Here is a 21,931-nt window from a genome sequence, read left to right on the forward strand (position 1 = left end):
CGGATGCTCGCAACCGCCGGGCGCGTGCTCGCGCAGCTGCGTCACGACCCCCGCTCGATCGCCCTCATGCTCATCGCCCCGAGCCTGCTCGTCGGGCTCTTCGCCTGGCTGTTCAGCGACCAGGACGGGGTGTTCGATCAGTTCGGCGGCGCGATCCTGGCACTGTTCCCGTTCATCGTGATGTTCCTGGTCACCTCGATCACCACGCTGCGCGAGCGCCGATCGGGCACGCTCGAGCGACTCATGACGACGCCGCTCGGCAAGGCCGACTTCATCCTCGGGTACGCACTCGCCTTCGGAGTCATGGCCCTGCTGCAGGCGGTGATCACCGTGTCGTTCGCGGTGGGAGTGTGCGGGCTCGACGTCGAGGGGCCGCTCTGGCAGCTCGGGCTCGTCGCGATCGTCGACGCCCTGCTCGGCACCGCGCTCGGACTGCTCGCGAGCGCGTTCGCGCAGACCGAGTTCCAGGCCGTGCAGTTCATGCCGCTGCTCGTCTTCCCGCAGATCATCCTCGGCGGCCTGTTCATGCCCCGTGACCAGATGCCCGACGTGCTGTTCGCGATCTCGGACTGGCTGCCGCTGAGCCACGCGATCGACACGATCAACGCCGTCGCTGCGGGAGACGAAGGGTGGGACGTGTTCGGGCCGCTGCTCATCGTGGTGGCGTTCGCGATCGGCGCGCTCGTGCTCGCCTCGCTGACGCTGCGCCGACGCACGCGTTGACCGCGGCGAACGGCCTCAGCGCGCGGCGCGGTTCTTCGTGTGTCGAGTCGGGGCGGCCGCCCAGGGATCCTCGGGCCACGGATGCTTCGGGTAGCGGCCGCGCATCTCGGCGCGCACCTGCGCATACGGACCCGACCAGAACGAAGTGAGGTCGTCGGTGACGGCGAGCGGGCGCCCGGCGGGGGAGAGCAGGTGGAAGAGCACCGGCACGCGACCGTCGACCAACCGGGGAGTCTCTGCCCAGCCGAAGCACTCCTGCAGCTTCACGGCGACGACCGGTCGGGCATCCGGATCGTCGGGGGTCGGATACACGATGCGGACGCGCGAACCGCTCGGCACCTCGAGCCGCTCGGGTACGAGCTCGTCGAGACGCCCGGCTTCGGGCCACGGGAGCAGGCGCCGCAGTGCCGAGGTCAGGTCGAGCCGGGCCGCGGGGGTACCGCTGGCCAGAGCGTCGAGCTCGGGTGCGAGCCAGGAATCGAGGGCCGAGAGGAGTCCGGCATCCGAGACGTCCGGCCACGGCGCCCCCAGCTCCCGGTGCAGCAACGCCAGGCGGCTCCGCAGCTCGACGGCGGATGCCGACCAGGCGAACATGCTCAGCCCCTCGCGCTGCAGCGTGCGGCGCACGGCATCCCGCCCCTCGTCGGCAGACGCGCGCACCGGAGCCGAAGAGCGCAGGATGGCGCCCACCCGGCGCTCGCGACGCGCCTGGATGCGACCGCCGACGAACTCCGCCTCGACGCGGTCGGTGAGCAGGTGGCTCGCCGCCTGCTCCATCTGCTCCTCGGTGAGCATCGCAGCCGATCGCACGATCGCCCCCGAACCGGCCGCCGCGCGCCCGGACGCCCGCGTGACGTCGGCGATGGCCAGCCACTCGAGGGCCGCGAGCGAACCGCTCACTCCCGCGCGGGTGCCCGAGGCCAGCAGGAACGTCGCCCCGCTCGCCGTGCGGTCGACGCGGCGGGCGATCCGCTCGGGGAACGCCAGGGCGATCACCAGGCCGACACCGTCGAGATCGGAGCGCACACCCGCTGCCGAGGTTGTCAGGCGCTCGAGGCGATCCGCGTCGCTGCGCCACCGGCGAGAGTCCGGAGTTCGTCCGCCCCGCAGGGCGATGAGCGCCTGCGCGACGTCGGAGTCCGCCGTGCGCACGTCGCCGCCCAGCAGCGCGACGACCTCGGCGGCGAGGCGAGAGCCCACGACCGGGCTGCCGTCACGCAGAGCGCGGGCGAGCCGCGGATCGGTCGGGATGCGTGCCAGGGCTCGGCCCTCGGGCGTCGCGCGACCGTCGTCGTCGATCGCGCCCAGGCCGTGCAGCACCGTGAGGGCGTCGGCCAGGCTCTCGGAGGGGAGCGGGTCGATCAGTCGCAGACCCTTGCCTCCCGGTGCGCCCCAGCTGGCGAGCAGCAGGGCGGCATCCGCGAGATCGGTCGAGGCGATCTCGGGAGTCGGACGCGCTGGTGCCGTGGCATAGGTGCGTTCATCGACGCAGCGGACGACCGTCCCCGCTCCCTGGCGGGTCGCGCGGCCGGCGCGTTGCACGCTCGACGAACGGGAGGCCACGGTGGTGACGAGCCCCGTCATTCCGCGCCCGGCGTCGCGCTGCGGAGTGCGGGCGAGGCAGGTGTCGACCACCAGTCGCACGCCCGGCACGGTCAGCGAGGACTCCGCGAGTGATGTCGTGACGATGATGCGGGGTTCTTCGGCAGGGCGGCGGCCGCGGATCACGGCATCCTGTTCGGCCGCCGGCATCCGACCGTGCTGCTCCCGCACGTCGAACACGTCGGTCGTGTCGCGGATGCGGCGAGCGATCTCCGACACCTCGCGCGCGCCCGGTGCGAAGACCAGCGCGTCGGCAGCGGGATCGTCGCGGTGCAGATCGAGAGCAGCGGATGCCGCGGTGCGCGCGACGTGATCGAGGAACGCCCAGGTCACCCCGCGATCGTCGAGGCGCGGAGCGGGGCTCGGCGCCCACCGTTCGGTGAGGGGGAAGGCGGGCACCCGATGGTCGACGATCGGCGCGGGTTCGTCGTCGGTGCCGATCACGGCGGCGATGCGCTCGGCATCCAGCGTTGCCGACATGGCGATGAGTGCGAGGTCGTCGCGCAGCTCGCGCACCTCCGAGAGCAGGCCGATCAGCAGGTCGGTCTCGAGCGCGCGCTCGTGGACCTCGTCGATGATCACCGCATCCACACCCGCGAGGTCCGGATCGTCGAGCAGGCGGCGCAGCAGCACGCCCGCCGTGACGAACTCGACCCGTGTCTCGGTCCCGACCGCGCGCTCGCCGCGCACGGTGAACCCGACGCGCGTGCCGAGCGGCGATCCGTCGAGCTGAGCGAGCCGGCGCGCCGCGGCCCGGGCGGCCACGCGGCGCGGCTGGGTGACGATCACGCGGCCCGGCGATCGCGTTGCGAGCAGCGGTGGCACGAGCGTGGTCTTGCCCGTGCCGGGAGGGGCGCTCACGACCACCGACGTACTCGTGTCGAGCGCCGCCTGGAGCTCGTCGATCGCGGAGGCGAAGGAGAGCCCCGCGCCGATCGCGGCGAGGTCGAAGGCGGCGGAGGTCATGGTTCCAGTCTGCCTGTGTCGAGAACGGCGAGTAGACGTGGCGCGGCCCGCGGCGGGTGTACTTAACTCAGGAAAACCGGCCCGGATCGGCCTGGATCGGGTGGAAACAGACTGCGCGGTCGAGTTCTTCCTGAGTTGGGTACGGAGAAAACGACGGATGCCGCGACCGAAACGGCCGCGGCATCCGCTGTGTCCTGCTGGTGACTACTCCGCGTCGTCGGCGGGCGGCGGGGGAGTCGTCGGGTTCGGCACGCGCTGCGTCGGTGCGGCGGCGGCGGGGGCGGGGGCGGATGCTTCGGCCACTCCTGCTCCGAATCCGCGGCCCACGGCCTGGCCCTGGATGATGCCGGCGAGGTCGAGACCGGTCGCCGACTGCACGCTGTCGAATACCGAGCGCAGTGCCTTCGCGCTGTCGGCGCCGACGACGTGCGAGGCGCCGTCCTCGCCGGAACCGCCGATGATCGACACGTTGCCGATCGCCGAGTAACCCTTGGCGAACTCGGCCATGATCGACGGCAGCACGTCGAGCACGCGCTGCGAGAGGAAGGCGTCCTGGTTGGAGGCGATGGCCTTGGCCTCTGCCTCGACGGCGGCGGCACGGGCTTCACCCTCGGCGCGGATCGCGTCGGCCTCGGCGATGGCGCGCAGGCGACGAGCCTCGGCCTCGGCTTCTGCCTTCGAGCGCAGTGCCTCGGCCTCACCGGTCGCGCTGGCGACCGCGGCTGCGGCCTCACCGTCGGCACGGGCCTTGTCGGCCTGCGCCTGCTGCTCGGCGATGCGGGTGCGGGCCTCGGCCTGCTTGACCTGCTCGATAGCTGCGGCCTCGGCGGCGCGCTCACGCGTGTAGAGCTCGGCCTGGGCGCGGGTCTCGGCCTCGTACCGCTGCGCGTCGGCGACGCGCTTGACGTCGGCGTCGAGCTGGGCCTGCTTGTTCTCGGCCTGCTGCTGCAGAACGGCCTGCTGAGCCTGCTCGCGGGCGAGGTTCTCGGCCTGCTCCGCCTCGGCGCGCGCCCGACCGATGCCGGCGTTCGCGTTGGCGGTGTTGGTGTCGAGGGCGGTCTGCTCGACCAGGTTGGCTTCCTGGTTGGCGATGAACTTCTGGTTGATCGCACGGTCGGCGTTCGTCTGCGAGATCTCGGCCGACTGTCGCTTCGCCTGGATCTCGGGAGCACCCAGCGACTGGATGTAGCCGACCTTGTCGGTGATGCCCTTGATCTGGAACGAGTCGAGGATCAGGCCCTGCTCGGCGAGCTCCTGCGAGACGTCGGCGGCGATCTGGTCGGAGAACTTCTTGCGCTCGCGCATGAGCTCGACGACCGAGAGGGTCGCCACGATGCCGCGCAGGGCACCTTCGAGCTGCTCGGTGGTGAACTGCTCGATGGCCTTGTCCTGCGAGGCGAAACGCTCGGCGGCGCGGCGCACGAGGATGGGGTCGGAGCCGATCTTGACGATCGCGACGCCGTCGACGTTGAGCGTGACGCTGTCGAGCGACTGCGCCTCGGCGTTGAGCGACACCTGGCGCGAGCGCAGAGAGATGATCTCGTGGCGCTGCGTGATCGGGTTGACGAGCGACTTGCCGTTCACGATGACCGTGACCGGCGACTCCGACATCTCGGGGCGGCTGGTGCCGTCGGCGCCGACGACGGCGCGTTGCACCTTCTGCTTGCGTCCCGAGATGACCAGCGCCTCGTCGGCGCGGGCGACCTTGATCCAGCTGCGTGCGAACAGCAGCAGGATGAGCAGGACGACGACGACGATGACGACGGCGATGCCGACGATGACGAGGATGCCGACGATTCCGGCGAGCTCCATGGGTGACCTCCCTGATCCCCCGAAGGGGAAGTCTGCGTTCCCGCGGCGTGCGGGACTCAACTCCCACCCTGCCAGATCACAGGAACGGATGCCGAGGGGAGAACTCCCCGTGTCAGGAGCGGCGCAGTTTGTCGGAGAGCGCGCGGAGCGTGCGCAGTTCGTCGTCGTCGAGCGCCGACATGCGTTCGGCGATGGATCGCCCGTGCACGGTGGCGACCGCGCGGAACGCGCGCGCACCGGCATCCGTCGCGGTGATGAGCGATCCGCGACCGTCGTCGGGGTCGGCGCACTTGGTGACGAGGCCGTTCGTGACCATGCGGTCGACGAGGCGCGAGACGCTCGGCTGACTGATCAGCATGTTGGCCGTGATGTCGCGCAGACGGGCGGTCATGTCGGGGGAGCGGGTCACCGTGAGCATGACGTCGTACTCGGCCTGACTGATGTCGGTGCCATCGAAATCGGCGAGCATGTCGTGGAAGACCTCGTGCTGCGCGCGGAACAGGCTCTCCCAGGCGGCGAGGGCGAGCTTGCGATCGGTCATCCCTACAGGATACCGGCCTCGGGGGCAGCAGTAAGGGCCGATCGGAGAGGCTCCCGACCGGCCCTTGTCCCTTGCACCAAGAGTGTCCTGCAATCACATTCGGTGAGTGCCACAGCAAACATTCACCGTGTGATCACTGTATAACGGCGAGATAACGAATGCAACGGTTTGATTACGGAAAGTCGGTGGAGAATATCGGCCCCGACGCGCCCGGAAACCCTCCGTCTGTTCGGTGTTCACCGAACGGATGCCGCGTGGACAGGAGCAGGGCCCGCGGCGTCCCTAGCCTGACCGGACACCCCCTCTCGAGACTCTTCAAGGAGTGCCCTTCCGCATGTCTGTTCCGTCCCCCGCCCGTCGGCGCGTCTGCGCCGCGATCCTCGCCGCGACGTTGGCCTCCGGCGCCGTCGTCGCGCTCGGGGGCTCTGCCGCCACCGCGGCGGAGCTGCCCGACACCTTCCTGAGCACGGCCGCGACCACGTGGCACTACTCCGACGACAACACCGACCCCGCCGCCGGGTCCCCCGATCGTCTGGTCTGGACGCAGGCGGGCTTCGATGACTCCGCGTGGAAGACCGCGGCCGGCGCGTTCGGCGCGAAGAACGGCCAGCCGACCGGCATCGGCTCGGGCTTCCCCATCAATACCCTGCTGAACCAGTACATCGCCGGCACGACGGACGACGTCCCGACCTTCCACTTCCGCACGGCGGTCGACATCGACGCCGAGCAGCTGGAGGCCATCGACGGTCTCTCGGCAACTCTCACCTACGACGACGCCGTGCAGGTCTTCGTGAACGGCGAGAAGGTCGCCGGATTCGTCGACGAGAAGGTCGAAGCGGCGCCCGAAGCGCAGCGCAACCTCATGTACGCGGGGAACAGCGGCGGGGACCCCGTCACCTCGACCTTCACGATCGACGCCGACGACCTCGTCGCCGGTGAGAACACGATCGCCGTCGCGCTCTACCAGGACCGCATCACGAGCTCGGACATCTACTTCGACTTCCAGAGCCTCACCCCGATGATCGCGGGCGTGGAGCCGGTCGCTTCGTACGACGACGTGGTCCTCACCATCGGCGCCGACGAGTCGACCCGCAACGTGACCTGGTACACGAACGTCGACACCGCGCAGTCGCTGCAGTACGCGCCCGGCACCGACACGAGCGCGTTCCCGGCATCCGGCATCACGACAGTCCCGGCCACCGGCGGCCTGACGAGCAGCAACGAGTACAACCGTCGCGCCGCCCTCCAGGGGCTCGCCGAGAACACCACCTACCTGTACCGCGTGGGATCCGAAGCGGGTGGCTGGTCGGACGTGAAGTCGTTCTCGACCGCATCGTTCTCGGGCGACTACGGCTTCCTCTTCTTCGGCGACCCGCAGATCGGCGCCTCCGGCAACGCGGAGCGCGACGGACAGGGGTGGGCCGACACGCTCGACATCGCCGAGCAGACCTACCCCGACAGCGAGCTGCTCTTCTCGGCCGGTGACCAGGTCAACACGGCATCCAGCGAGACCGAGTACGGCTACTACCTCGCGCCGGAGCAGCTCTCCAGCATCCCCACCGTGCCGGTCAACGGCAACCACGACGTGGGCTCGAAGGCCTACGCGCAGCACTACACCGTGCCGAACCTCGACGAGACGGCGGGCTCCGCGACCAGCGGCACCTCGTCCGGCGGCGACTACTGGTTCATGTACAAGGACGTGCTCTACGTCGTCCTCAACACGAACAGCAACGACGACCAGAGCCACATCGACTTCATGGAGAAGGTCGTCGCCGAGCACGGTGCCGACGCCAAATGGCAGGTGCTCGCCTTCCACCACTCGATCTACTCGGTCGCCTCGCACGTGTACGACTCCCAGATCGAGCGTCTGCGCAATGCGCTGCCGACCGCGATCTCGGACCTCGGCTTCGACCTCGTGCTCCAGGGCCACGACCACAGCTACACCCGCACGTACCTGATCAAGGACGGCGAGCTCGCCGACGCGACCGAGGTGCCCGGCCAGGCCGAGGTCTCGGCCGGTGAGGGCGAGGTGCTGTACGTCACCGCGAACTCCGCCAGCGGTTCGAAGTACTACGACGTGAAGGCGCCCGACGCCTGGTACGGATCGGTCATCAACCAGGAGAAGGTGCGCAACTACTCGCACGTCGAGGTCACCGACGACTCCATCACCGTCACGACGCTGCGCAGCCAGGCCAACGGCACGGCGTCGCCCGTGAACAGCGTCGTCGACGAGGTCACCCTCGTGCGCGACGACGTCACGGCTCCGGACATCGCCTTCCCAGCGGAGTCGGAGGTCGTGCAGGGGGAGAAGTTCGACGCCCTCGCCGGCGTCACCGCCACCGATGAGCGCGACGGCGACGTCTCTGCGTCGCTCGAGGTCGAGGGGTCGGTCGACACCGACGTGCTCGGTTCCTACGACCTCGTCTACACGGCGACGGATGCCGCGGGCAACACCGCGACCGCCGAGCGCACGGTGAGCGTCGTCGAGGCTCCGGTGGTCGCCCCCGCGAAGCCGAGCGTCACTGTCTCGGGAGAGGCCGTGCAGGGTGGGAAGATCACGATCGCGGGCACCGGGTTCACCCCCGGCGACAGCGTGTCGGTCGTCGTGCACTCCGACCGCGTCGACCTCGGCTCGTTCACGGTCGCGGCCGACGGCACGCTGGCCGCGAGCTGGACGATTCCTGTGGCGTTCGATGTCGGAGCCCACACGATCGTCGTGACCCTCCCGGACGGATCGACCGTAGAGGCGACGTTCACGATCGCGGCTGCGGCGGCGTCCGGAGCGGCCGGTTCGGACGCGCTGGCCACGACCGGTGCGGAGCTGCCGCTCGCGATCGGCGGCATCGCGCTGCTGCTGCTCGTCGTCGGCGGTGTGCTCGTCGCCCGTCGTCGCCTGGTCGCGAACCGCGACTGACGATCACGGATGCCCCGGGCCTTTGGGCTCGGGGCATCCCCGTATCTTCGACATCTCCGAGGAACTCATGAAGTCGTCCGCGTCGGCTCTCGCCCTGCTGCTCGTCGTCGTGCTCACCGGCTGCTCTCCGGTCGCCGAGGCATCGCCGTCGTCATCGATGGCGCCCACGAGCACCCCGTCGGCGAGCGCCGAAGCCTCGACACCCGTCGAGCTCGTGCCCGGCTCGACGCTCGATCGATCCGCGGTGACCGCAGCGGTGCCCGTGGGGGAGACGATCTCGATCGTGGTTCCATCCGCCCCGGGTGAAGAGGAGCGCCTGGCGCTCGCCGCCGTGCAGGACGAGGCCGCCCGTCACCGCGCCACGGTGCAGGTGCATGCGGATACCGACCCTGTCGCGTCGGTCACCACTGCTCTCGCCGATCGTCCCGACGTGATCGTCGCCATCGGTCCCGCGCTCATTGGCGCCATCGACCGGGCCTCCGCCGCCAACCTCGACGTGTCGTTCCTCGTACTCGGCACGCAACTCGCCGAGCCCACCGGAAACGTCATCGCCGTCACCTGGCCCGGAGCCGAGGAACGAGCCGTGTTCGCCGATGCCCCTGCGTCTTTCACGGGTGCCGCGACGTACGCGGGCGAGGCGCTCGGGGTCGGTCTCGCCGCCTTCGCCTCCGGACTCGACGGTCACGTCATCGCTCTCGACTGAGGGCACGACACCGACCGAGGCGCAGCCCTAAGCTCGTCGTGACGAGGGGTCGGGATGACGAAGAAGATCGTGGTGGCGGTGCTCGCAGGGATCGGGGCGGTGCTCTTGCTCGCGGGATGCGCCGGGCCGAGCGGCGTGGGTGCGGAACCCACGCCCACGGTGACGCCGACGGCGGCGTGCCCGCAGGTCGAGGGCGTCGATCTGCCGCCCGAGTGTGCGCCCTACGATCCCGAGCAGGCGATGGACCTCAACGACCGCTACCGCGACCGTATGGAGATCGACAGCGCGACGCACGAGGCGAGCGCCGCCGTCGTCGAGACGCTGCGCATCGACCTCGAGGGGTTGCGCACCGCGGGCACGTTCACGGTCGACACCGTGCGGGCCGCCCTGACGGATGCCGGGCTCCCCGACGCGCAGGTGCGCGAGGACTACGGCGACGTGCTCTTCGGCGTCGGGGGTGTCGACGGCGGATGCGTCTTCGGCGAGGTCACCGAGGAGGGCGTGACCGTGGACATCGGCGGCTACATCCTCGACGGCGGATGCCTGCCCGCGCAGTGAGACGTCGGCGGCCCGGGGCCTAGTCGTTTTCGAGCACGTAGGCCCCGGAGGCATCCGTGAACAGCGCCGTCTGGCCGGGAAGGGCCTGCCGGGCGAAGTCCGAGATCCATGGGAACCGGGCGAGGAACGAGTCGACCGACCACACCTCGTGGTTCGCGGAGTCGTTCATGTAGGCATCCGATTCGAGCCCGGTGACCGACTGCAGGTGCGCGCCCGTGAACGTGACCCAGCGGGGCGAATGCTCGGCGTGCAGCTTCGAGAGGAACACGGGACGGTTGCCGGCGATGCCTGCGGGGGCCGCCACGGCATCGTCACGGGTCACGTCGAGCAGCGCGTCGAGCGAGCCCGCTTCGGCGACCAGCGCCTCCCATCCGCGTGCCGCGGCGTACGCCGCCTCGGTATCGGTGAGCAGGCGCAGCGTGCGCACATGGCCGACGAGGGCACCCTCGTGCCGCACCTCGTCGAACGAGCTTCCCCACCGAGAGCCCGTCGCCATGATCGCCGTGATGCGCGTGCCCGAGAGGAAGGGCTCGGTGTTGCGCCAGGGAGCGCCGACCGGAGGCACTCGGCGGTTGCGGGCGATGTCGTCGCACACGATCTCGATCGCGGCGAGAGCGGCGCCCTGCTGGCCGTCGATCACCTCGACCGCCAGTTCGACCTGTTCACCGGTGTCGGTCGGCAGGCGTGAGGCGCCCAGAGTCATCACCGTCACCGGGCCGTCGGTCGGGCGCTTCTCGACGATGCGGACCGACCCACCGATCAAATCGGGGAAAGGCGCCGGCGCGACCCCCAGCGAATCGAAGACGTGTTCGGGGAAGCCGTGATCCGAGGTCATCGCCCGAGTCTTCCAGTCGCCGAGAGGCGAGGCAACGGGCGGGCGGCGGCTCAGGAGCCGATGAGGCTCCGCTGCTCGACGAGCGGGCAGGTGAAGACGTCGCGCTCGCCGAGTCCGACCCGATTGATGTAGCGCACGACGATGGCGTACGAGGTGAGCAGGCCGACGGAGGTGTACGGCACGTCATGCGCGCGGCAGTACTCCGCGATCATCGGCGCCGCACGGCGGAGGTGAGGGCGGGGCATCGACGGGAAGAGGTGATGCTCGATCTGATAGTTCAACCCGCCCATGACGACGTCGAGCAGGCGAGTGCCCCGAACGTTCCGGCTCATCATGACCTGACGCCGCAGGAAGTCGAGCGTCATGTCGCGCGGCACGACCGGCATCCCCTTGTGGTTCGGAGCGAAGGCGATCCCCATGTAGAAGCCGAACAGGCCCAGCTGCACGGCCAGGAAGACGAACGCGATGCCCGGCGACAGCACGAGGAAGACGAGCGTCAGAAAGCCTCCGAGGCGGATGCCGAGGAAAGCGATCTCGATCCATCGCCGTTCGAGACGACCGCGCGCGAACACCCGGCGCACGCCTGAGGCGTGCAGCGACAGCCCCTCGAAGAGCAGGATCGGGAAGAAGAACACGCCCTGGTGTCCGCGCATCCAGGTGAGCACCGGACCGCGGTGCCTCGCCGCCGTCTCGGCCGTCACGGCGATGACGGGCAACTCGATGTCGGGGTCGGATCCCAGCTTGTTCGGGTTGGCATGGTGGCGGGTGTGCTTGTGCTGCCACCAGCCGTAACTCATGCCGACGAGCAGGTCGCCGAGGATCAGGCTGATCCAGTCGTTCCAGCGCCCCGAGACGAAGATCTGCCGATGGGCGGCGTCGTGGCCGAGGAAGGCGATCTGGGTGAAGACGATCGCGAGCGCGGCGGCCGTGAAGAGCTGCCACCACGACTCACCGATCCAGACGAACGCCGCGAGGCACACGGCGACGACCAGTGGCGCGGCGATGAGCTTCGTCCAGTAGTACCCGTATCGGCGGCGCAGCAGGCCCTGGTGGCGGACCTGCTGCGCCAGCTCGGTGAACGCGCTCGTCGCGCGCGCAGTGCCCTCGCGCGGACGGGTGCGGATGGTCTGGCGGATGTCGTCCATGACGACCTCCTTCTCCGGCGTCGCCGCTAGCTGCGGACAGCGCCTCCTTCTTCGACCCAGTCCTCGATGCGGGAGTCGTCGTCGGACGACCGATCGCTTTCGGAGGGAGGGGTGAACACGACCGCGTCGGCGAGCGCGGCGACCAGCGCCGCGCGCTCCTGCTCGCGGTCGGAGGCGATCTGGAATCGGTCGGCCGCCTGCGCACGTGCCGTGTGCAGGGCGGTCGTGATCTCGGCGAGCCGCTGCGCGAGCACGGAGGCGAGGCCATCGCGAAGCTCTTCCAGATTGGTGTTCGCGATCTCGAGGCGACGGTCCGCCACGTGCAGCTCGACCGTCGGGTATCCGTTCGCGGACAGGTGGTCGCGCATCTCGCTGCTCTGGATCGCATCGACCTCATCGCGATCGGCTTTGCGCGTGAACACCGCTTCGACGGTGTAGTGGTCGGGAGCGTCGTCGGTCATCAGTGCGGCGGGAAGCGAACCGACGAGGACGGACCCCAGGCCCAGCAGTTCAGGGTTCTGCCCTGCGATCTTCAGTTGTGCGTTCATACCGCGACGATAGGTGCGTCGCCGCCATCACGGCAGGGCGTTGACTCCCCGGAACATGCGTGTGTGCGAATATGTCGCGCCAGGATCACCCGTGCGCGAGCACCTGCAGGCCGATGACGGCGAGGCCGAGCGCCGCCTCGGCTCCGAGCGCGACGAGGCGCTGGAACCACGTCAACGGCATCCGCCGTACGGCGATCCAGCCGATGACGATGAGCGAGGCGAGCAGGGCGATCGCGCTGGCGCGCAGCGCGGCATCCGTCGACCAGGCATCGAGCCCCGCGAATCCCAGGAACACGAACAGCAGCACGACCGTGCTGAGCGCCCCGAAGCTCGACGCGAGAGCGTGCCGCAGCTCGGGCGGCGTGAAGAGCCGCTCGTGTACGACGAGGTGCGAGATCAGGTCGGCGGTGAACACGGCGAGCAGGGTGCCCATCACCGTGACGATGAGCGTCGTCGCCGCCTCGCCGGCGCTCACGTGGCCGTGGGTCGAGAGCGTGATGACGACGGCGAGCGCGGCGAACGTGAGGTAGATCCGCTCCTTGAGGTGGGCGGCGCGGGCCGCGCGTTCGGCCTCGTCGATCTCTGCGGCCATGACTGCTCCTCGTTCGCTCTGCGGGTGTGCAGACCAGGCTACGGCCCGCGGGCGCCGCGGTTGTCGGTCGTGCACGACGTTGTTACGGTCGTCGGATGCTGTTCGCCGGAGTTCTCTTCTTTCTCATCGGCTTGGGTCTCTTCACGGGATCGATCGTGCGCGTCGTCCGCGCCAACCCCGGACGACGGGTGCCGTACTGGCGCGAGGCCGAGGTCGCGCCGAAGTGGTCGATCGCGATGCGCGCAGGCGGGGGAGCGTGCATGGCCTTCGGCGTCGGCATGCTCGGCGGCACCTGGGTCGAGCAGGGCGACTCGGCGTGGTGGTGGGTGCTGCCCACCCTCGTGCTGTGGGTCGCGCTGCCGGCCGCAGTGATCGCGATGCACAACGCTCGCGCTCGCCGCTGACGGCATCCGTTCGGGTCGCACGAGAGGTCGGTATCCGCCGCGATGCCGACCTTTCGTGCGCCCGGATCATCTCAGCGCCCGGGGGAGACGTCGGATGTTCGGGTTGCGCATCGGCCTCGGCGGTGTTTATATTACGACGTAAAGTAATTCTCCCAAGAAGGCAGACATGACGCTCAGTGTCGAGCAAGACCTCCCCACCGCGACAGCGGCGGCACCCGCGGAACGGCGGAAACGGCAGTCCCGGTTCCGCCGCAGCCTGCGCCGCTACTGGCAGCTGTACCTCCTGCTGCTGATCCCCATCATCTGGTTCATCGTGTTCCGCTACATCCCGATGGCCAACGCGGTCATCGCGTTCAAGAACTACAACCCGATCGACGGCGTCTGGGGCAGCCCCTGGGTGGGCTTCGACAACTTCGCGAACCTCTTCCGCAACCCCGTCTTCCCGCGCCTGGTCGGCAACACGTTCATCCTCGCCGCGTACACCCTGCTCGCCAGCTTCCCGCTGCCGATCATCCTCGCCCTCGCGCTCAACGAGGTGCGACTGCGCTTCTTCAAGCGCACCGTGCAGATGGTCACCTACGCGCCGTACTTCATCTCGACGGTGGTCGTGGTGTCGATGACGATCCTGCTGCTCTCGCCGCGCGTCGGACTCCTCGGGCGCACGTTCAGCTTCTTCGGCGCCGGGCAGGTCGATCTGCTCGCCAGCGCCGACTTCTTCCGGCACATCTACGTCGCCACCGACATCTGGACCACGACCGGATACTCGGCCGTCATCTACCTCGCCGCCCTCGCGTCGGTCGACACCTCGCTCTACGAGGCCGCCAAGATCGACGGCGCGAGCAGGCTCCAGAAGATCTGGAACGTCGACATCCCGGCGCTGCTGCCCACGGCATCCATCATCCTCATCCTCGGCGTCGGCAACATCATGGCGATCGGGTTCGAGAAGGCGTTCCTGCTGCAGAACGCCCTCAACCTCTCGACATCCGAGATCATCCCGACCTATGTGTACAAAACGGGCATCCTCAATGCGAACTTCAGCCTCGGGGCGACGATCGGGCTCTTCAACGCCGTGATCAGCCTCGTGCTGCTGCTCGTGGTGAACACGGTGTCGAAGCGAGTGACGGGAAACGGACTGTGGTGACCACGATCAACACCGAGGCGCTCCTGACCGAAGAGGTCGTCGTCGCGAAGAACAAGAAGCGCCGGCCGAAGCGCGACCCGCTCACCCGCGGCGTCAAGGTCAAGGAGACCAAGACCGACCGAGTGTTCATCGCCGCGGCTTACATCCTGCTCACGGTCTTCCTGCTCGTCGTGCTGCTGCCGCTGCTGAACATCCTCGCGAGCTCGGTCTCGAGCCCCCAGGCCGTCTCGGCGGGCCGCGTGCTGTTCTGGCCCGTCGACTTCACGCTCCGCGGCTACGAAGAGGCGCTCGGCAACCCCGCGATCCTCCGCGGATTCGGCAACTCGATCTTCTACACCGTCGTCGGCACGCTCATCAGCGTGCTCGGCACGGTCGCCGTCGCCTACCCGCTCTCGCGGACCCAGCTCTTCGGACGCAAGGTCATCACCGGTGGCGTCGTGTTCACGATGCTCTTCAGCGGTGGCGTCATCCCGATGTACCTCGTCGTGCAGTCCCTCGGCCTCCTCGACACCCGCTGGTCGATGCTGCTGCCCAACGCGATCGGCGTCTGGCAGGTGATCATCGCGATCGTGTACTTCCGCTCGGCCGTGCCCGACGAGGTGTACGAGGCGGCACAGCTCGACGGGGCATCCGAACTGCGCATCCTCTGGACCATCGTCGTGCCGCTCGCGAAGCCCCTGCTCGCCGTCATCGCCCTGATGTACGCGATCATGCAGTGGAACTCGTACTTCGACGCCCTGCTCTACCTGCGCAACGCCGACCTGCAACCCCTGCAGCTCGTGCTGAGAGGACTCCTGATCCTCAACGACTCGGGCGGGGGCGGAGACGTCGCCGAGCAGCTGCGGCGCCGTGAACTCGCCGACCTCATGCGGTACTCGACCGTCGTCATCGCGACCATCCCGATGCTCGTCGCCTACCCGTTCGTCGCGAAGTACTTCAACAAGGGGATCATGGTCGGCGCCGTCAAGGGCTGACCCCTCTCACAGACCCACCACCACACACCCCCATTACCCGGGCAAAGGAGATTCCGGCAATGAGACACAGCATCATCCGAGGAGCGGCGGCCGTAGGCGCCCTCGCTCTCGCCGCAGGAGCGCTGGCGGCATGCACGTCGCCCAGCGACGACAACGGCAAGCTCGTCGCGTTCGGCCCGCAAGGCGACAACGGTTCGCTCAAGGACAACGCGTTCACGAAGCTGCTCGAGGAGAAGTTCGACATCGACTTCGACTGGCAGACCACCACCTACGACGGCAGCGTCGCCGGAGAGAAGCGCCAGGTGTCGCTCGCCAGCGGTGACTACCCCGACGCGTACTTCCTCGTGCCGTGGGTCGACGCCTTCTCTCGCAGCGAGGTGCTCAAGTACGGGCAGCAGGGCCTGCTCGTGCCCCTCGAAGACCTCATCGACGAGTACGCGCCGAACCTCAAGGAGCGCTTCGAGGAGAAGCCCGACTGGAAGCAGTCGGTCACCGCGCCCGACGGGCACATCTACGCGATCACCCAGTGGACCGAGTGCTTCCACTGCAGCTACCCGTCGAAGCTGTGGGTCAACTCCACCTGGCTCGACAAGCTGGGTCTCGACCAGCCGACCGACACCGAGGAACTGCGCGAGATGCTGCGCGCGTTCAAGAACGACGACCCGAACGGCAACGGCAAGGCCGACGAGGTCGCGCTCAGCGCATCGTCGGGCGAACCGGTCATCAACTACTTCATGAACGCCTTCACCTACGCCCCGTACGGCTCGCCCACGAGCCCGCCGCCGATGGTGCTCGACGGCGACCAGGTGACGCTCTCGGCGACCACCGACGGATGGCGCGAGGGCCTGAAGTACATCTCGTCGCTCGCGGACGAGGGGCTCATCGACACGGCGTCGTTCACCCAGAACGGCGAGTCGCTGCGCGCGCTGGGCGACAACGCCGAGGCCGAGATCCTCGGTGCCGCGGCGGTGCTGCACCCGTACGAGATCGTCACGCAGGATTCGCCCGACGGGCGCGACACGCACTACGACGCGGTGCCGCCGGTGAAGGGCCCGGATGGCACGCAGTACGCGACCTACCGTTCGCCGATCAGCTCGCTGGGCATGTTCGCGCTCACGAACAAGTCGAGCGAAGAGGAGCGCATCCAGGCGATCAAGGCGATCGACTACCTCGTGACCGATGAGGGCGACAAGCTCGGCGCCATGGGCCCCGAGGGCGAGGCCTGGGTTCCGGCCGAGCCGGGCGATGTCGCTCTCGACCCCGAGCTCGAGCCGACCTTCAAGCCGCTCACGTACGACGAGACCTCGAACTCCGCCTGGCGCTCGATGGCTCAGTACTGGGACTCGCTCGAGTTCCGCAACTCGCAGGTCGTGCCGGAGGACATCTACGCACCCGACGGGTACGAGCGTCGTCTGCTCGAGGCCACGAACCTCTACGAGCCGTTCGCTCCCGACGAGAGCCTCGTCTTCCCGTCGGAGAAGCTGTGGCCGAACCCCGACACCTCGGCGGAGATCGCCGAGCTGCAGACGAACATCGCGACCTACATCACGCAGGCGCAGGCGGAGTTCGTCACGGGGCAGCGCGACATCAACGACGACGGCGCATGGCAGTCGTACATCGACGACCTGAACGGCCTGGGCGTCGACCGCTACCTCGAACTGCAGCAGGAGCTCTACGACGCACTGTGAGCGAGTGAGGTGAAGGACTGCCCGGCGGATGCTTCCGCCGGGCAGTTCTGCGTGGGGTGACTGGTTGCGACGGTTTGACCCTCAGCGAGAGGGGCTTGGGTGCCTGAGCCTGTCGAGGGGCCCCGCCCCGCGGAACCGAGCTCAGCGCACGAGGGACTGGATCGCGGCCGCGGCGGCGCCACGGGCCCAGTCCTCGAAGGTGTGCGGGCGTGCGACGATGCGACAGCGCGCCGCGGCGCCGAAGGCGTGTGCCTCGAAGGCGCTGCGCAGCGTCTCATCGAAGAGGTCGAAGTTCGACACGCCCTCGCCGCCGATGATCACGAGTTCGGGGCCGGTGAGGTTCACGAGCGTGGCGATGGCGGTGCCGACGATCTCGGCAGCCTCGCGGAACGCCGCCTCGGCAGCGGGGTCTCCGTCGTGGGCGAGGCGCACGGCCTCGTCGATGCCGATGATCCGACCGTGCGCGGCCGAGACGGCCGCTTCGATGGCGGGGGTCGCGGCCACGGCCTCGACGCAGCCGTTGCGCCCGCACGGGCATACGCGTCGGGGATCGGCGAGGGCCAGGTGCCCGATCTCGCCGGCGACCCCGTAGGCGCCGCTGACGACCTGGCCGTTCACGTGCAGTCCGCTTCCGATGCCGCGGCCGATCGTGACGATCGCGAACGAGGCCGTGCCCAGACCGATGCCGAACCAGTGCTCGCCGACGGTGAGCGCGTGCACGTCGTTCTCGAGGGTCACCGGTCGGCCGATCCGGTCGCGCAGCCGCGCGGCGAAGTCCTCGTCGGTCCAGCCCATGATGGCCGACTCGCGCACGATGCCGTGACGGCTGTCGACGTCGCCCGAGATCGAGACGCCGAGCCCGGCGATCGCGGCCGACCGCGGCCCGAGCTCGCTCTCGAGAGAGGCGGTGACCTCGACGATGGCCTCGAGCACGGCATCCGGGTCGTGGGCCGCGAGCGCACGGTGCTCGGAGGCGAGCACCGTGGTCGTGAGGTCGGTGGCGACCGCGATGACCTCGTCGACGTTCACCTTCACACCCAGCATGATCATCGCTCCGGGCACGATCGACACCGGGGCGACGGGTCGCCCGGGATTGCCGTCGCGGTGCTCGGCGGGCGGTGCATCGACGAGCCCCGCTGCGACCAGCGGCGACACGGCCTTCGTGACCGCGGCCTGTGAGAGGCCGGTGTGCCGGGCGATCTCGATACGGCTGATCGGGCTGCGCGTGAGGATGGTCGCGAACACCTTCGATCCGGCATCCGATGCGGATCGGATGAGGGTGGTGCGCGTCGACGTGTCGTGGTCCATCAATTCCTCGTTCGTTATCGGCAACCGTAGCGAATCACGGGCGCAGACGGGCGGCGGCGAACTCGAGGGCGTTCTCCTCGTCGAGGTCTCCGCCGGCCTCGTGGCCGTTGTCGGGCCAGAGCACGACGTGCTTCTCGCCCCCGTAAGCCGTGAAGGCGGGGAGCACGGATGCCGGGGGCGTGACCCCGTCGCGCAGCCCGGTGCTCAGGATCGCCGGAGCGTTCGCGCGCTTCGCGTGGTTCACCGCGTCGAAGTAGCGGAGGGTGTCGAGGGCCGCCGCCCGATCGAGCCGGCGGTCGGCGAAGTACTGGGTCAGCAGGGCGTACGGTGCCTCGTTGCTCAGGTCGGCGGCGCGGTTGAGTTCGCTGAGGAAGGGAGCCTGGATGATCGCGACGGCGAGGTCGGGCACGAGCCCGGCCATGGCGAGCGCGATCCCGCCACCCTGACTGGCGCCGACGACGCCCACACGCGATGCGTCGACCAGGTCGAGCGAGCGGAGGGCCTCGACCGCCCGCACCGCGTCGGCGTAGACACGACGGTAGTAGTACTCGTGCGGCGAGCGCAGGCCACGGGTGAGGAACCCGCCGGCCGAGGGGCCGCCGTCGGGGTGGTCATCGTCGGTGTCGCCGTGGCCCTGCCCGCGGGCGTCGACCACGAGGTGCGCGTAGCCGGCGGCGGCCCAGCGCAGGTCGCGCAGCGCATGGCCGCGGCCGTTGCCGTATCCGAAGAACTGCACGAGCCCGGGGAGCGGTGCGGTGGCGCCGTGCGGCGCGCGCAGCCAGGCGCGGATCTGCGTGCCGCCGAATCCGGCGAACGTCACCTCGAACACGTCGATCGCGGTCAAGCGGGTCGGATGCGGTTCGATCGTCACGCCGAGCGGATGCTGTCGCGTCTCGTCGAGCGTCTCGGCCCAGAAGGCGTCGAAGTCGGCGGGCTCGGTCTGCGTGGTCGGGGTGTCGACCGTCACGAACTCACCGCGCATCGACAGCTCCGCTCAGAGCATCGGCGCCGACCGGCACCGAGAGAGTGCCGCCCGCGGGCACGGTCAGCGTCACGCGGTGCCCGTCGTGCTCGACGTCGACCGTGCGGTCCTCGGCGAGGCGGTTGTGCAGGATCGCCTCGGTGAGGTGCCCCTCCGACCACGCGACGTCGGCGACGAGGCCGGTGCGCACGCCGATGCCCTGCACCTCGCCCGTCGTCCACGCGGCCGGCAGCGCGGGCAGCAGGCGCACGACGCCGCCGTGGCTCTGCACGAACATCTCGGCGATCGCGGCCGGGAAGCCGAGGTTCGCGTCGATCTGGAACGGCGGATGCGTGCTGAAGAGGTTCGGCAGCAGGCCACCCCACTCCGAGCCGTCGACCGGACCGTGCCGCGTGGCGTCGCCGTCGAACGGCGTGAGCGCCTCGTCGAGCAGCGAAGCGGCGGTCTCGCCGTCGCCGATGCGGGCGCGGAGCGCGATCTTCCACGCCCACGACCACCCCATCGCTCCGGGGCCGCGCGCGTCGAGCAGGCGGATGCCGGCATCGAACAACTCGGGGGTGCGTTCGCGCGTCGTCACCTCGAGCGGATACATGCCGAGCACGGGGGTGAGGTGGCGGTGCAGCGGTTCGACCTCGACCACGTCGGCCGACCACTCGCTGATGCGCCCGTCGGCACGGATGCCGACCGGGGCGAGGGCACCGAGCGCGCTCGTGATCTCGGCCGCGAGCGTCGGGTCGTCGAGGTCGAGGGCGTCGATCGCCTGGAGGGCGCGTTCGAGCAGGCCCTGCACCAGCAGCAGATCGGATGCCGACGTCAGGCCGATCGCGGTGCCCTCGCCGTCCGAGGCGAAGAAGGAGTTCTCCGGGGAGGTGGAGGGGGACGTGCGCAGGCGTCCGTCGGCGTCGGGCACGAGCCAGTCGAGAGTGAACTCGACGGCGCCGCGCAGCACGGGCCAGATGCGGGCGCGCAGAAGGTCGCGGTCGCCACCGAACTCGTAGGCGTCCCAGAGGTTGTGGGTCAGCCAGACGCCGCCCATCATCCAGATCGCCCAGCTCGGGGCGCCGTGACCGTCGCCGACCGGCAGCGCCCAGCCCCACACGTCGCTGTTGTGGTGGGCGACCCAGCCACGCGCGCCGTAGAGTTCGCGGGCGACGTCGGCGCCGTTCTCGGCGAGCTTCTCGACGAGCGCGAGCAGCGGCTCGAAGGAGTCGTCGAGGCCGAGCACGGGAGCCGCCCAGTAGTTCATCTCGGTGTTGATGTTGATCGTGTAGTTCGACGACCAGGCCGGGCGCAGCTCGGCGTTCCAGATCCCCTGCAGGTTCGCGGCCGGGCTGCCCGCGCGCGAGCAGGAGGCGAGCAGATACGCGCCGAACTCGGCGATCACGGTCGTCTTGAGGGCGAGGTCGTCGCCGCGCAGCAGGTCGCGCTCGACGTCCCAGGTGCCCTCGCGCCGCCCGCCGATCGCGAACCGCGCGCGCGTCAGCTTTCGTCGGTCGGCGACGTGCTCGTCGAACAGTGCGGATGCCTCGCGGCGAGCGGCGGCATCCGCCTGTTCCGCCGCGCGGTTCCGGATCGTCTCGCGCGAGACGTTCCGCCACTCCTCCTCGCTCGCGCCGGCCCACCACGACGCGGCGCGAGACGAGGAGGAGAGGAAGATCAGCAGGCGCCGGGCGCCGTGGACGGCGACACCGTCGGCGGTCACTTCGACACGGCCGTCGGTGCGCCACGCGACGGATGCCGCGGCGAAGGCGTCGTAGCCCTCGTCGTCGGCGTACCGCAGCGGCGTCTGCAGCGGTCCTTCGTGCAGAGGCGCTCCATCGATGGGGGCCACGACGCCGAGCGTCATCCCGCCGTCGCGGACGACGAGGCCATCGGTGTGCAGGGGAGTGGTCAGCGCGACGGATGCCGTGAACTCGGCGTCGGCCTCGATCTCGATCACGAGGGCCTGCGCGGGGGCCGAGACCCACGATCGACGGCGCAGCGTGCCACCGGGAATGCGCAGCGTCTCGAGGAGCACGGCGTCGTCGAGGTCGAGGATGCGCGCGGGGTCGTCCGGCTCGGCATCCGTGATCCGCACGTGCAGGTCGCCGAGCGGCAGGTACTCCTGCGAGTAGGGTCCCTCGAACGCCATGAGGAGGTCTTCGGCGCGGCGCACGTCGTCGGCGTCGAGCGCCGCGCGCACCTCGGCCAGGCGTGCGGGGCCCGCGCCCGCGGCGATCACATCGCGCAGCGCGCGGGCGGGTCCGTCGGGCGTCCCCGACCACACAGTGGAGTCGTTGAGGGCGTAGCGCGCGTCGGCGCCGCCGAAGGCCATCGCGCCGATCCGCCCGTTGCCGAGCGGGGCCGCTTCCTCCCATCGGGTCGCCGGGGCAGCCCACGAGAGCCGGAGATTTCCGGCGGCGGACGAGGGGTTTTCTGCTGCGGAGAGCGACATCGATCTTCCTGTCAAAACCTCGGATGTTTGCTTGCGGTCTCAGCGTATTCATGATTAATTA

General features: G+C 69.5%; 18 protein-coding genes. 8 read left to right on the forward strand and 10 right to left on the reverse strand.

The genetic code is table 11. The features are described from left to right. Nucleotides 1-3: 3 nt before the first annotated feature. On the forward strand, nucleotides 4-723 hold the full coding sequence (locus tag ACZ5Y9_RS05040; protein WP_372491563.1) for an ABC transporter permease: 720 nt from the start codon (nucleotides 4-6) through the stop codon (nucleotides 721-723). A 15-nt stretch (nucleotides 724-738) separates the two neighbouring features. Here ACZ5Y9_RS05040 and hrpB read toward each other — a convergent pair whose 3' ends face one another. The 3 genes from hrpB to ACZ5Y9_RS05055 form a co-directional block, all read right to left on the reverse strand. Further along, entirely contained in the window at nucleotides 739-3,291 is a 2,553-nt protein-coding gene (gene hrpB, locus ACZ5Y9_RS05045) for an ATP-dependent helicase HrpB (protein ID WP_464472452.1), read from the reverse strand. 204 nt (nucleotides 3,292-3,495) lie between these two features. After that, on the reverse strand, nucleotides 3,496-5,103 hold the full coding sequence (locus tag ACZ5Y9_RS05050) for an SPFH domain-containing protein (protein WP_464472453.1): 1,608 nt from the start codon (nucleotides 5,101-5,103) through the stop codon (nucleotides 3,496-3,498). 112 nt (nucleotides 5,104-5,215) lie between these two features. After that, nucleotides 5,216-5,644 (reverse strand): MarR family winged helix-turn-helix transcriptional regulator, encoded by a 429-nt coding sequence (locus ACZ5Y9_RS05055; protein ID WP_247623366.1) that lies wholly within the window; start codon nucleotides 5,642-5,644, stop codon nucleotides 5,216-5,218. A 334-nt stretch (nucleotides 5,645-5,978) separates the two neighbouring features. Here ACZ5Y9_RS05055 and ACZ5Y9_RS05060 point away from each other — a divergent pair, with 334 nt between their 5' ends. The 3 genes from ACZ5Y9_RS05060 (at nucleotide 5,979) to ACZ5Y9_RS05070 (ending at nucleotide 9,819) form a co-directional block, all read left to right on the forward strand. Continuing rightward, nucleotides 5,979-8,558 carry an immunoglobulin-like domain-containing protein gene (locus ACZ5Y9_RS05060; protein WP_464472454.1) on the forward strand — a complete coding sequence of 860 codons (2,580 nt, stop codon included), beginning with the start codon at nucleotides 5,979-5,981 and terminating at the stop codon, nucleotides 8,556-8,558. Nucleotides 8,559-8,625: 67 nt separating this feature from the next. Then, on the forward strand, nucleotides 8,626-9,261 hold the full coding sequence (locus tag ACZ5Y9_RS05065; RefSeq protein WP_464472455.1) for a hypothetical protein: 636 nt from the start codon (nucleotides 8,626-8,628) through the stop codon (nucleotides 9,259-9,261). Nucleotides 9,262-9,315: 54 nt separating this feature from the next. Next, entirely contained in the window at nucleotides 9,316-9,819 is a 504-nt protein-coding gene (locus tag ACZ5Y9_RS05070; RefSeq protein ID WP_464472456.1) for a hypothetical protein, read from the forward strand. A 19-nt stretch (nucleotides 9,820-9,838) separates the two neighbouring features. On the opposite strand, the gene ACZ5Y9_RS05075 is transcribed toward ACZ5Y9_RS05070, so the two are convergent. The 4 genes from ACZ5Y9_RS05075 to ACZ5Y9_RS05090 form a co-directional block, all read right to left on the reverse strand. Then, nucleotides 9,839-10,654 (reverse strand): suppressor of fused domain protein, encoded by an 816-nt coding sequence (locus ACZ5Y9_RS05075; protein WP_464472457.1) that lies wholly within the window; start codon nucleotides 10,652-10,654, stop codon nucleotides 9,839-9,841. 50 nt (nucleotides 10,655-10,704) lie between these two features. Then, a complete protein-coding gene (locus tag ACZ5Y9_RS05080; protein ID WP_464472458.1) occupies nucleotides 10,705-11,799 on the reverse strand; it encodes a fatty acid desaturase family protein in 1,095 nt (364 codons plus the stop codon). A 26-nt stretch (nucleotides 11,800-11,825) separates the two neighbouring features. After that, nucleotides 11,826-12,347, reverse strand: coding sequence for a hypothetical protein (locus tag ACZ5Y9_RS05085; RefSeq protein ID WP_464472459.1), 522 nt, complete (start codon nucleotides 12,345-12,347; stop codon nucleotides 11,826-11,828). An 85-nt stretch (nucleotides 12,348-12,432) separates the two neighbouring features. Beyond that, entirely contained in the window at nucleotides 12,433-12,939 is a 507-nt protein-coding gene (locus ACZ5Y9_RS05090) for a hypothetical protein (RefSeq protein ID WP_464472460.1), read from the reverse strand. A 95-nt stretch (nucleotides 12,940-13,034) separates the two neighbouring features. Here ACZ5Y9_RS05090 and ACZ5Y9_RS05095 point away from each other — a divergent pair, with 95 nt between their 5' ends. From ACZ5Y9_RS05095 to ACZ5Y9_RS05110, 4 genes are all read left to right on the forward strand, one after another. Further along, the gene (locus ACZ5Y9_RS05095; RefSeq protein WP_464472461.1) at nucleotides 13,035-13,343 is read left to right on the forward strand and encodes a hypothetical protein; all 309 of its coding nucleotides are present in this window, start codon (nucleotides 13,035-13,037) and stop codon (nucleotides 13,341-13,343) included. A 166-nt stretch (nucleotides 13,344-13,509) separates the two neighbouring features. Next, nucleotides 13,510-14,484, forward strand: coding sequence for an ABC transporter permease (locus tag ACZ5Y9_RS05100; protein WP_247632851.1), 975 nt, complete (start codon nucleotides 13,510-13,512; stop codon nucleotides 14,482-14,484). After that, entirely contained in the window at nucleotides 14,481-15,458 is a 978-nt protein-coding gene (locus tag ACZ5Y9_RS05105; protein WP_247632850.1) for a carbohydrate ABC transporter permease, read from the forward strand. Before ACZ5Y9_RS05100 ends, ACZ5Y9_RS05105 begins: the two co-directional genes overlap by 4 nt. Nucleotides 15,459-15,517: 59 nt before the next feature. After that, nucleotides 15,518-17,146, forward strand: a complete 1,629-nt coding sequence (locus tag ACZ5Y9_RS05110; protein WP_464472462.1) for an extracellular solute-binding protein — start codon at nucleotides 15,518-15,520, stop codon at nucleotides 17,144-17,146. Between the two features lie 141 nt (nucleotides 17,147-17,287). On the opposite strand, the gene ACZ5Y9_RS05115 is transcribed toward ACZ5Y9_RS05110, so the two are convergent. Genes ACZ5Y9_RS05115 through ACZ5Y9_RS05125 form a run of 3 tightly spaced genes read right to left on the reverse strand, consistent with a single transcriptional unit; the run spans nucleotide 17,288 to nucleotide 21,870 of the window. Beyond that, a complete protein-coding gene (locus ACZ5Y9_RS05115; protein WP_464472463.1) occupies nucleotides 17,288-18,454 on the reverse strand; it encodes an ROK family protein in 1,167 nt (388 codons plus the stop codon). 34 nt (nucleotides 18,455-18,488) lie between these two features. Then, nucleotides 18,489-19,436: an acetylxylan esterase gene (locus ACZ5Y9_RS05120; protein WP_247623308.1), complete on the reverse strand. Its 948-nt coding sequence runs from the start codon at nucleotides 19,434-19,436 to the stop codon at nucleotides 18,489-18,491. After that, a complete protein-coding gene (locus ACZ5Y9_RS05125) occupies nucleotides 19,426-21,870 on the reverse strand; it encodes a glycosyl hydrolase family 95 catalytic domain-containing protein (protein ID WP_464472464.1) in 2,445 nt (814 codons plus the stop codon). Before ACZ5Y9_RS05125 ends, ACZ5Y9_RS05120 begins: the two co-directional genes overlap by 11 nt. Between the last annotated feature and the right edge of the window lie 61 nt (nucleotides 21,871-21,931).

This window comes from Microbacterium sp. T3-8, assembly GCF_055398145.1.